The organism is Gilliamella sp. Gris1-4 (assembly GCF_001690335.1).
GTDB lineage: Bacteria > Pseudomonadota > Gammaproteobacteria > Enterobacterales > Orbaceae > Gilliamella > Gilliamella apicola_P.
This window is the reverse complement of the sequence record NZ_LZHA01000002.1, coordinates 1-11,174: the sequence shown is the minus strand read 5'-3', so window position 1 is coordinate 11,174 and position 11,174 is coordinate 1. Positions and strand designations below refer to the sequence as shown.

Genomic DNA, 11,174 nt, shown 5'->3' with positions numbered 1-11,174 from the left:
TAGTAAAATTAGATTCAACTTAAAGTAGCAATACAACAACTATTTATCTTTTGATAAATAAAACACAAAAATGCATATAAGACTTCATTAATTTTATTCAGTAATAAATCTATAAAAATTAAAATTATTTAGATAAATAGTGTTGACTTTTATTGTAAGTTAACTTACAATAATAAGCATCAAGTGAGGGACTTGATAAGGTAAACCCCCGACCTAAGACGAGGGCTTAAGGAGAAGAAAAATGAAAAAGAAAATATTCATTTTAATTCTGCTACTTTTGATTAGCTCCCCAGCATTCTAAAGTAGTTCAAAGGAGAGGGAAACCTCTCCGATGACCTTAAATATAACAATTTAATTTTAAAAAATCAAGGCGGATAACATGGCATTAACAAGAGTTGAAATTAATCAAAAAAGCGACCAAAAACGAGGAGTTAAAGTAAAAGGCTTCAAACTACACGTTGATGATATCGCATTAATTGAACAAGCAAGTAAAAACCTAGATGTATCACAAGCTCAACTTATTGTTGATGCTGTGAAATTTTACCTTGATAATAAAAAGCCTCTTAATTGAGGCTTTCTTTATTACATTGCTCTGTAATGAATTTGTTATCATTACCCTGAATTTGTTTAATTTGTTGATTGCGTTCGCATTCCCATTTTTTGGGTGGAAACATTTTATCCCATGCAGTCATCAGCTTTTCTTCTTGATTAGATAAATTAATTTTGTATTTATCAGACATATAGAGATATGTACGTGCTATCATCCCGCGAATTTCGTTACGAGGTTGAAGTTTTCTTTCTTTGAAATCTACAGCAGTTTTACACTGTCCGTACTGTGTAAATTCTTTAGTAAACTGCGAATAACGATAATTAGACCTGTCTCCATTTACTTCGCCAATTGCTGGTTGTAAGTTATGCATATCCCCTTCTATTTGATTGAAGGTAACATCTTTTTTACACGCTTTACGCCCACCATCTCGCCAGCATTGCAGATGTCTACCAAAATTTTCGGCTGGCATAACATGTTCCCATTCAATGCGAGACGCTCTATTTAAATTCTTTCTGGGCTTATAACCACATTTACCAAAATCTACAACACCCTTTTTACCTGTCCACGAAATATCACATCCGCAATAAAATTCGGTTTGCTCTGGATTTGATTTGTATATCTTAGTAAGCTGAGTTTTTGCATTGTCAAAATTTTGCTTACTAATTGCAACTTGATTAGATGTTGGCGTTGGTGTTGATTTTGGCTTTTTCGGCTTTGGCGTCGGTGCTACTGAATACGTTCCAATTCGACACGTTTTAGAAGCCGATATGCATGAATTGCCGCACGGTATGCCTTTTCTACAGTTTTTCGCATTTGAAATCGGCGGGAATAATAAAAATAAAACTAAAATTAAAGCTATTTTTTTCATAATTTAATATTACCTGCGCTTAGAAAGCGCGCAGTTTAATATAAAAATTACAAAATTAGAATAAAAAAGCCCAACTTATTAAAATTGGGCTTCTATTTAAAAACAGTTTGGATACAAAAATTCCAGTCTGGGTAATTTATACCACTGTACTCTTAAGAAATCAAGATTTTTTTGCTATAATTAAATAATTCCATCTCTAAACATATTTAACTTCTAACAGATAATAAAAAAGCCCGCATTTGCGAGCTTTATATACAATAATTTCATGTTGATACATTTATACTACTTCTTGCGTACGCAGTCAACACTTTATTTAAATAAATTTATTTTTTTAAATAGTTCCAATTCCATTCCTGTTTGTTGGGTCTGTTGAGCCAAAGCGCCTATAACGTGGCTTTCACCTGAGCTTTTAATTTTTCTAACATTACCCTCACTACAACCAAGCTCGCTTGCTATCTCTCTTAATGTTCTTGGTCTAATAAGAATAGAGCAAGACTCTTTTACTTTGTAACGCTCAATAAAAACATAATCATCATCTAATATTTCGTCGCCGTAATATGATTTTATTAAAACAAGAGCTTCTTCCTTTGTTTTTTGAAATCTAATGTTCTTCATGCTTGAAATAATGCCGTCTATAATCAATCCATCGTTATCTGAACATAACTCTTTATATTCTGGTTCTTGAGATTGATACAAGCTTAGCGCACCTTGCTTCTTGTAAGCTTCCTTTCTTGACCAATTACCCCACAATCTCAACACGTCAGTAATATCGTAATCAGCTTGAAACCTAACCCGCGTAACTGGTTTTACAATTTCCTTTGGCTCATCATCAACGTACATATATTCTGCTAGCATTTGTTATCTACCCTTTTTTAACTCTTTTAATTTTTGCTTATACTCAGCTTTAATCTGTTTTATTTGCTCTATCGTGTATTTTTTTGGTTCGTGATACCCCTCTAACCAATCTACTTTTTCTACACCTATTTTTTTTACTAAATTAATTCTGTATTCAATAATGTTACCGGACTTGTGGTTGTTACATGCTGAACATTGTTTATGTACATTCAGCTCACAGAATCGTAACTCTGGACATGCGCCAACACTTCGATAGTGCCCTGCGTGATATTGCCCCGTGTGATAGCGTCCACAACTAATACACGGCTCGTTTTTGTCTCGCTCTCGAATGAATGCATTAAATATCGTTTGAGCTTCCTTTAAATGCTCTGAGCGTGTTTTTATGCTCTCTTTTGCTATTCGCGTTAATTTAATTCTGGTTCGCTCTTGAACGCTGTTATCTTTTGCATATTGAATAGCACAATCAATAGAACATACTTGAGCGAGCGAGTTAAATAGCGCAAATTTTTTGCCACAGCTTTTACATTTTTTCTGCTTTATTTCTCTCTTCATCGTCTGAACTTCGCTTTATTCTTGTAAAACTTACCGCAAGAGCCTTTTACTTCTCCGTTAACACCAACCAATGGTCTATTACAGACAAATAAATCCAAGTCAACGTTGTGCAAACAAGCTCCATTGCATTCTGGACATTTAAAATCAGTTTTAATTAATTTGTGTTTCTTCGGCATTGTCGTTAACTCTATTTAAATTATGCTGATTAATGTATTCTCTGCGTTGCTCTCTAACTATTGCTATTGCTCGCTCTAATTCTTGCTCTTTATCATCGTATCGTTTTAATTGTTCTTTGTGTTCGTTGTTCATCATGCTACCCTAAATATTGTCCATCCTAGTTAATACTAGGTTGCCAGAAAAAACCGCCCCAGTATCAATGTAAACCCTGTTTGCAACTTGCGTCACTTCTCTTTGCGGAGTATGACCAAACACAAAAAATTCAACACCTTTTATTCCTGTATTATCATATTTTTCAAATCGTTCTCGACTCCAAACCACTTTATTTAAATCAATAGGCTTGTTGAATACATATTCATTTGCTGGATAATCTGCGTGTGCAAACGCTATTAATTCGTTATTGATTGAAAGCTCAATAACTAAAGGCAATTCATTGCACTTATTAATTAAGTTAACAGCTTCCTGTTTATCTAAATCGTTTAATTTGAAAAACCAACCCCCACCGTTGTATTGCCATGCCAATAATGATTGTTCGTCTCCGTTAATTCCATTGATTGCCATTTGCTCGTGATTTCCACGAACCGTTTTAAACCAATCCTGATTAATTAATCGTAAACATTCTAAGCTTTGCGTACCTCTATCAATTAAATCACCAACAGCTATTAGTAAGTCATTTTTAAAATCAAAGCTCACCTCGTTTAACTTGCTCATTAGTAAATCGTAACAACCGTGTAAATCACCAACCGTAAATATCTTTTGATACTCATTACCGTTAATTTTTAAATAATTCATCATGCCACCTTTGATAATTGGTCTTTGTACTGTTCAGCTAGTCGAATCGCTTCCTGTGCATCTGAGCTAAATATAACGCCATTTTCAGCCCCAAACTGTTCAGCACAAGTCACCACATCAGCAAATGCTTTTTTATTCATTCTTCGCGTTGATTGCCCCATGAATACCAGTCCGCCTTGAATTCCCTTTACACATTTCTGCCCGTGCAAATTAGCCGTGATTAAATGCTTCCATTCCTCCGCTGTGAGCTTTTCTCCGTTCCATTCAACTTGTTTTGCGATATCATTTAAAACAGCCCACATCATGCGATTTTGTGCTAACGTGCGATTGTCTTCATCAATTACAATCCTCAATGGATGCTCGCTATCAACTGGTAATTGATTTATTACGTTAATCGCTGTGTTGCGTGCTTGTTCATGTGTTAATCGTATTTCTTTAATCATCATCACTTCTCTCAAAATATTTTTTAATCACTTTCCTTGTAGACAATTGATGAGACACAATCCAGAAAGGAAAAAATATTGGCATCGTGATTATGATTAACAAAATCGCTAGTATGCATAAAATGATAAACAGTATCGGTATCAAATGAGCAACAATAATCCCCACAAATAATTTAAAAATATCTAACCAAACATCAATAAACGTACATTTAATTACGTGCAAAATTGAATGCTTCCAAGTTAATCTAAACCCGTTTTCATATGCTTCCCGCGGGTTATTGTAAAAATCGCCCAGTGTTGGTTTTGTCACTTAGTTGCCCTCCAAATCAATGCAAAGATGTTTTTTAGTTTCAAAAATCTTCTCGTACTCATTCGCTTTTGCGATATCTTGCTCCAAAGCATCTTTTTTGCCCGCTCTAATTCGATATTTCAGAATGTTACCAAGGCAAAACCCTCTAAACTGCTCTACAGTCATGCTACGCGCTATGATGTCGATAGATTCGACACCCTTGATTACTTGATAGTGCTTTGGTTTTTTTACGTTGTCGTTCATCTTTACACCCTTACACACTCAAAATTACGGACCAACACATCAACTTTAGTATTGCCGAATGAGTTCTCAACTGTAGCCAGCGTTTTTATTAAACCTTTTTCTGTGAGTCTTGAATCACGACGCAACACAACCGTTCCCCACGCTTGCCAACCTTTTTTTACTTCTGCTGTTATTTTGTAAGCCATTTCTGTATCAACTCTCTCAATTTAATTTTGTCGTCTTCTGAATATTTTTTAACTCGTTCTGCTAACTGCTGTTTAATTTGTACCGTATTAGCTCCTGGTTCTCGTATTGCTCTCACATAGTCATACGCTATTTTGTCGAGCATGTGATAACGTCCTTGGGAGCAGTGGTTAACTAGCTGTTTTCTCATCTACATACCCGATTTTAAATTTTCGCTTGATTGCACGTAATTTGCTGAGCGATTGTTCATGCGTTAACGTTACGCCAACTGGTGCGCTACTAATTCGTTTAACTGGCTTTGGCACTTCGTACCCATCAAGAATTTTTTTTGTCATATCAAGCAACGCGATACGTGCTTGTTCTAACAAATCCTTTTTAGACAGATTGCGCTCTCTCGATTCATACATCAAATCAGTAACTAACCAATAACAGGCGTTATTTGGAAAGGGGTAATCTTCGGCTTCAATAATTCCTCTTTGAGCGCTAAAATCCATTAAAATTCTGATTAGTTCCTCTGGTGCTGGTAGTCCCACTTGTTCAGCAATACCTTGCTTGCACCAAGCAATAAACTTACCTGTAGAAGGCAAAAAGTCGGTATTTTGCGCTCTAGCTACCTTTAGCCCTGCTCGCAGATATTCCAGTTTAGTTATTCCGTTTTCCTTGAATGCCTGTAACCATTGTTGTTTGAATGTTTTTCTTGAGTTTTCATCTTTCAAAACTGCGGATGATGCAGGGAAAACAATGATTAATTGCTCGCAAAATAAATTAAAAACATTTGCCACCTCATCCGCTCCCGATGTTTTCTGGTGAACGCGTTGATGTTTAATCATGCCGGTATTGATTAACTCTGCGATATTTTTCATAGAACTGTATCCATATCGTGTATCCAGCTCGTATCATCACGCATGGAGCTAGCCAATGATTTATTGCTATTTGCTTGGTTACCCCGCTGAAAATTTCCAGTATTTTGCAGCCATTCAACCTTGATACTCACCCATCCCCTAGCCATACACTCAGCTAACACGTCGTCAGTTGTGTAACCAAGCGCTAGGCAGGCGTTAATTTGTTTAATTAATAAATTCAATGCCGTTTGTGTGAGCTTCGATTTTTTGTTTTTTCTATGCTCAACAAAATCATTCCAAACTTGTTCGCTTGGTTGTTGTTCAAAACCAGACAAATCCAAACCATTTTTATTTATTTTTTTAATATTACTGATCTTAGTATTATTTATATTAGTATTCTTATATGTCGGATTTATTTCCGAGGTTTCTCGGATTTCGATCCGAGTTTGCTCGGATTTATTTCCGAGGGTCGGATTTATTTCCGAGTTCCACTCTTTGCCTTTTGCTGTTAATGAAATACAATCTTTTTCACCATATTTTTTGTAATTGATTAATCCTTTTTCGCGTAAAATCTTCAATGCACGATAAACCGTATCAATCTTGTTGTAAGCAAGCGGTATTTCATTGCAAATCATCTGCTTTGATGCCCAATAATAAATTTCACCATCAATAGCAACAGGTTCAGCCCAAGTGTGAAGTTGATTAAGCAGATCAAACAACGCTCCTTGTTGCATTGTTAAATCCCACTCAATACATTTGGAGTTATTAATAAAAGACGTTATTCTCATTTGCGCCTCAGTAATTTTTATTGATAAAATTGAGGAAATAGCTTTTGCTTAGGTAAACCCGTAGCTTTAACCCATAACTCAGGATTGTTAGTAGGAATGCAGCCTTTCTTTTTTAATTTGCTAATATTCTGCTCGGTACATCCTAATCTTTTAGCTAATTCTCTTTGTGTACCGCCAACGGCGGCAATCGCCATATCAAATGGTGTAAGTTGTTTATTCACTTAAACCTCCAGTTAAACAAATTATCAACAATAATAAACTAAATAAAAAAATATATCAACCTATGGTTTATATTTTAGTTGATTGATAAACTCAACCGTTGGTTTATTATTACTATGTAAAGGAGATCCTAAATGAATGATGTAATCCAACGTCTTAATGAAATAATGATTGATAAAAATATTAAACAATCTGATTTAGCCAAAATAACAGGTGTAACAAATCAGGCTGTTAATAACTGGTTTAAACGAAATAAGATAAGCACAACCTCTGCTAGAACAATATGTTTATCCACTGGGTATTCTCTGGAGTGGTTGCTATCTGGGAAAGGTGTAAAAAAAATGGATGACAGTAATATCAGGGATTCAAGATTAAAACCTGTAACATGGGAGGAAATGAGTGACACAGAAAAAAATAGTGGTGAATTTGTTACTGTTCCTGTGTTGGATATAGAGCTTTCGGCAGGTCACGGAATGATAAATCACAGCGAAACGGAGATGTACACGTTACCATTTAGAGTAAACACATTGAAGCGAGAAGGCGTTCATTGCGACAAAATACGAGTGGTAAGGGTTTCTGGTGACAGCATGAATCCAAGGTTGTTTGATGGCGACACACTATCAATCGACATGGCAGATAATCGAATAAAAGATGGTAAAATTTATGCTATTCGTATCGGTGAATCACAGAAAGTAAAGGTATTAATTCAAAACTCGGATGGCACTATAACAGTCAGATCTTTCAATCCTGACTTCAAAGACGAAATTATAAGTAAGGAACAAATCGAATCGGGTGAATTTGCTGTTCTAGGGCGTGTGTGGTGGATATCGTCGATTATTTAATAATTTAACCGCTTCGGCGGTTTTTGAATATAAGCGATAACGAAAAAGCAAGGTAAAGCGAAAAATGATACAGGAAATTATTATAAATGAGTATTTAAAATTAAAAGACCTAACTCTGGACTTTGCATATGATATTAATGTAATTTCTGGAGGCAATGGAACTTGTAAAACATCCATCTTATATATAATTAGTAATTCATTTAAACAACCTTTATTAAAAAGCAACCCTAGCTTAAAAATAATAAATAATATAAATCAGTTAATAAATCCTAAAATAGAGTCTTTGACCAAATCAGGAATCGTTTCAAAAAATCACAACACAAATGGAAAAGTTTTTGAAATACAATACTGGAATAAAGATAATCTAATACCTTTTAGAGTAAAAGATGATGGGGCATCTAATCGATATAGAATAATTCCTAATTACACTAAAGGAAAAAAAGAAAATCTTCCAGAATTACCAATAATCTATTTAGGTTTACCTCGGTTAATTCCAACAGGCGAAATCCCAGATAACACAAATATAACAACAATAAAAAAATACCTTCCACAGGAATACATAGATGAATACTACAACTTGTATAGTAATTTATGTAACATTGAAATAACTGAAATTTTACCGCAAGAAAATATTGCAGGAATAAAAACTAGACCTACATTCAAAAGTAATATAAACGGAATTGATTCTAACACTATTTCAGCGGGACAAGATAACATACAAATTATATTAACTGCATTGCTGTCTTTAAAATATTTTTATGAAAACAGTGATAAGAGTAATAAATACGAAAGTATGTTGCTAATCGATGAATTAGATGCCACATTACATCCAAATTTACAAAATAAAATATTAGAAATTATTATTAAATTTTCTAAAAATTATAAAATACAAGTTTTCTTCACAACCCATAGTCTATCTTTAATTGAATATTCTTTAAATAAGCATTGTAATATCACATATTTAATTGATAACGTTACACCAGAAACAAAAAGTGGCAAAATTGATATACTATATAATCCAACCTTACAAAGGATATCATTATATCTTAAAAATAAAATTGATGATGGAAAATACAAATTAAAAAAAATTCCTGTCATGACCGAAGATGCAGAAGCTAGGATTTTTTTACAAGAAATACTCACCTACAAAAAAAAAGAAAATGAAAATTTTTCAAAAATAGAAAGTTCATTACATTGTGGTCAATTTAATATTGGTGCACAAACATTAAAAGATATGAATGATGATGAGGTTTTTTTTCGGTCATTAACTCCTTCGATAACCATTCTTGATGGAGATGAGAGACCTTCTAATGAAGATCCTACAGCTTATAAAGAACTTAAAAAAATTTATAGCAGAAAAAATATTATTTTTCTTCCAAGCAATAAAAGCCCTGAAAAATTATTATTTGATTATTCATTAAATGTTTATAATAGTCAGCCTGATTTTTGGTCTAGTCTTGATGTACTAGAATCCCAAATAACAAAAGAATATTACAGAGAACATATAAAATGTGAAATTGAAGCAATCGACAAGCTTTCCCATAAGCTCATAAAAGAAAATCAATCTTCTAATGGTAAAATAAGAAAAAAAAGAAAAGAACTATTTAAAAAACATGATTTATTTTTTAAATTATTACTTCGACATTGGTTGGCCAATAAAGAAAACAAGATTGAATTAGATGAATTTATTCATGATTTAAAATGTTTATTTAAAAATGTTTCTACATCTAATGGTATTGACCCAAATATTTGGCCCGATTAACATTTAACTCTGGCCAATAAAAAATAGCTAATATATACTTATGGCTATAATTATTATTTGGATATAACAATGCACCATTCTCCATTAAGATACCCTGGAGGAAAATCTAAGTTTTCTCCTCATATTAGGAATATAATTGAAACCAACAATATTGTTGGTTGTGATTATTATGAAATTTATGCTGGCGGGGCTGGCGTTGCGCTTAATCTTTTAACTAATGGTGTTTGTAAAAACATCCATATTAATGATGCTGATCCAGCTATATACTCTTTTTGGAAGTCGATCATAAACCAACCAGAAGATTTCTTGAGATTAATGTACGATACTAATATATCAATTGACACATGGCTTAAACAAAAAAATATATTATCTAACCCTAATGATCATTCAATATTAGAGTTAGGATTTGCTGCGTTTTTCTTAAATAGAACAAATAGGTCAGGAATATTAAAAGGAGGTGTGATTGGGGGCAAAACACAATCTGGGCAATATAAACTTGATGCTAGGTTTAATAAAGATAGTTTAGCAATAAAAATAAAAAAAATTGGGGAGCAATCAAAAAATATAAATGTTACCAATAAAGATGCAGCAAATTTATTGACAGAAATAAAAACTATTAACAATAAAAGTATCTTTGTATATTTAGATCCTCCTTACTATGAAAAAGGACAAGGGCTATATAGAAACTATTATAACCATGACGATCATGTGAAAATCAGAGAAATACTTGATGATGTAAAATTTCATTGGTTAGTTTCATATGATAATAATGAAAATATAAAAGAAATATACAAGAAATATCACCAAAGAGAGCACACTTTAAACTATAGCGCCCAATTAAAAATGAAAGCTAAAGAAATTATTATTTACAGTAAGTTACTAAAAATACCAAATAACTAAATTTTATTTAAGCGACTTCGGTCGCTTTTTTTTACGCCTAAAAATCTCACAATTTTAAAACACTTTATTGATTAAAAAGCAAGCAATTAAACAAACTTAAAAATCAACTAAACCAACCGTTTAGCTGTTTTTGTTGATTTTTTCATAAACTTTTAATCAACTAATGGTTGATATTTAAATCAACTAATGGTTTAATAAACACATCAAAACAAATCAACTTAACAAAAGAATTAAGCAATACCACGAGTTACTTAATTAGTTAAGCGAGATTCAAGTAGTTAGCTGAGGCATATGAAAGTACAGCGGTTTTGATAGCAATCACAGCAGTACGCATCGGGTGAGCGACTTAATCACTCCTAGCCTCGGACAGAGATCGACTAGCCATCAAGTTCTTTAATAAATAGGTTGCTATTTAATTTCAAATCAAAGCGCATTTAAACAAGTGCGCTTGAGTTTGAAATAAAAGGAGATAGATGATGTTACATAGAGCTGTAGAGAACGGTTACGAAAATGCTTATTGCAACATGATGAGCGGCACTGAAATACAAGATGCTAAAGAAGCAGAAATTAAAGCTCAATCAAACGAACTTTATGACAAACTCAGCGATAGTGATTATCTAGAAATTGAAAAAAAAATAATGAAAGCGTTTGGTTGGGATGATGTTGACACTGATTCAGTTCAAAAAGCATTAAAGCTCATATGTTATGAAAAAGCTGAATTTCATTTTAATGAAAAAAATAAAAAATCATTTTATTAAGCTAACGAATTTTGACAACTCGGAAAGACGAGTACATGCAAATCCTTTGCCCTCTTTTGAGGGCTTTTTTACAGAATTAGCAGACAGAAA

The 11,174-nt window shown here is 33.2% G+C and carries 17 protein-coding genes; 5 read left to right on the top strand and 12 right to left on the bottom strand.

Features of this window, described 5'->3' with window-relative positions; all coding sequences use genetic code 11:
• Positions 1-379: 379 nt before the first annotated feature.
• A complete protein-coding gene (locus A9G31_RS00105) occupies positions 380-571 on the top strand; it encodes a hypothetical protein (protein ID WP_065559886.1) in 192 nt (63 codons plus the stop codon).
• Here the strand turns inward: A9G31_RS00105 and A9G31_RS00100 are convergent.
• The 12 genes from A9G31_RS00100 to A9G31_RS00050 form a co-directional block, all read right to left on the bottom strand.
• Positions 564-1,418, bottom strand: a complete 855-nt coding sequence (locus A9G31_RS00100) for an endonuclease (protein ID WP_081299276.1) — start codon at positions 1,416-1,418, stop codon at positions 564-566. The two genes, A9G31_RS00105 and A9G31_RS00100, sit on opposite strands and share 8 nt — an antisense overlap.
• A 309-nt stretch (positions 1,419-1,727) precedes the next feature.
• Positions 1,728-2,273 carry an antiterminator Q family protein gene (locus tag A9G31_RS00095; protein ID WP_065559885.1) on the bottom strand — a complete coding sequence of 182 codons (546 nt, stop codon included), beginning with the start codon at positions 2,271-2,273 and terminating at the stop codon, positions 1,728-1,730.
• Between the two features lie 3 nt (positions 2,274-2,276).
• Positions 2,277-2,825, bottom strand: coding sequence for a recombination protein NinG (locus tag A9G31_RS00090; protein ID WP_065559884.1), 549 nt, complete (start codon positions 2,823-2,825; stop codon positions 2,277-2,279).
• Positions 2,826-2,975: 150 nt separating this feature from the next.
• On the bottom strand, positions 2,976-3,134 hold the full coding sequence (locus tag A9G31_RS11680; protein WP_176700319.1) for a hypothetical protein: 159 nt from the start codon (positions 3,132-3,134) through the stop codon (positions 2,976-2,978).
• Positions 3,135-3,143: 9 nt separating this feature from the next.
• The gene (locus tag A9G31_RS00085) at positions 3,144-3,797 is read right to left on the bottom strand and encodes a metallophosphoesterase (RefSeq protein WP_065559883.1); all 654 of its coding nucleotides are present in this window, start codon (positions 3,795-3,797) and stop codon (positions 3,144-3,146) included.
• Positions 3,794-4,237 (bottom strand): recombination protein NinB, encoded by a 444-nt coding sequence (locus tag A9G31_RS00080; RefSeq protein WP_176700318.1) that lies wholly within the window; start codon positions 4,235-4,237, stop codon positions 3,794-3,796. Before A9G31_RS00080 ends, A9G31_RS00085 begins: the two co-directional genes overlap by 4 nt.
• Before the next feature lie 310 nt (positions 4,238-4,547).
• Positions 4,548-4,790, bottom strand: coding sequence for a DUF3310 domain-containing protein (locus A9G31_RS00070; RefSeq protein WP_065559880.1), 243 nt, complete (start codon positions 4,788-4,790; stop codon positions 4,548-4,550).
• A gap of 2 nt (positions 4,791-4,792) precedes the next feature.
• Positions 4,793-4,975, bottom strand: a complete 183-nt coding sequence (locus A9G31_RS00065) for a hypothetical protein (RefSeq protein WP_065559879.1) — start codon at positions 4,973-4,975, stop codon at positions 4,793-4,795.
• Positions 4,960-5,163 (bottom strand): hypothetical protein, encoded by a 204-nt coding sequence (locus tag A9G31_RS11520; RefSeq protein ID WP_141671302.1) that lies wholly within the window; start codon positions 5,161-5,163, stop codon positions 4,960-4,962. The genes A9G31_RS00065 and A9G31_RS11520 overlap by 16 nt, the downstream gene beginning before the upstream one ends.
• Positions 5,144-5,836, bottom strand: coding sequence for a replication protein P (locus A9G31_RS00060; protein ID WP_065559878.1), 693 nt, complete (start codon positions 5,834-5,836; stop codon positions 5,144-5,146). Before A9G31_RS00060 ends, A9G31_RS11520 begins: the two co-directional genes overlap by 20 nt.
• Positions 5,833-6,603, bottom strand: a complete 771-nt coding sequence (locus tag A9G31_RS11915) for a hypothetical protein (protein WP_218056325.1) — start codon at positions 6,601-6,603, stop codon at positions 5,833-5,835. Before A9G31_RS11915 ends, A9G31_RS00060 begins: the two co-directional genes overlap by 4 nt.
• Before the next feature lie 17 nt (positions 6,604-6,620).
• Positions 6,621-6,824 carry a transcriptional regulator gene (locus tag A9G31_RS00050; RefSeq protein WP_065559877.1) on the bottom strand — a complete coding sequence of 68 codons (204 nt, stop codon included), beginning with the start codon at positions 6,822-6,824 and terminating at the stop codon, positions 6,621-6,623.
• 132 nt (positions 6,825-6,956) lie between these two features.
• Between A9G31_RS00050 and A9G31_RS00045 the strand changes: the two genes are divergently transcribed.
• The 4 genes from A9G31_RS00045 (at position 6,957) to A9G31_RS00030 (ending at position 11,084) form a co-directional block, all read left to right on the top strand.
• Positions 6,957-7,664, top strand: a complete 708-nt coding sequence (locus tag A9G31_RS00045; RefSeq protein WP_065559876.1) for a LexA family transcriptional regulator — start codon at positions 6,957-6,959, stop codon at positions 7,662-7,664.
• A 64-nt stretch (positions 7,665-7,728) separates the two neighbouring features.
• Positions 7,729-9,426: an AAA family ATPase gene (locus A9G31_RS00040; protein ID WP_065559875.1), complete on the top strand. Its 1,698-nt coding sequence runs from the start codon at positions 7,729-7,731 to the stop codon at positions 9,424-9,426.
• Between the two features lie 69 nt (positions 9,427-9,495).
• On the top strand, positions 9,496-10,326 hold the full coding sequence (locus A9G31_RS00035) for a DNA adenine methylase (RefSeq protein ID WP_065559874.1): 831 nt from the start codon (positions 9,496-9,498) through the stop codon (positions 10,324-10,326).
• 473 nt (positions 10,327-10,799) lie between these two features.
• Positions 10,800-11,084, top strand: coding sequence for a hypothetical protein (locus A9G31_RS00030; protein WP_065560218.1), 285 nt, complete (start codon positions 10,800-10,802; stop codon positions 11,082-11,084).
• Positions 11,085-11,174 lie beyond the last annotated feature (90 nt).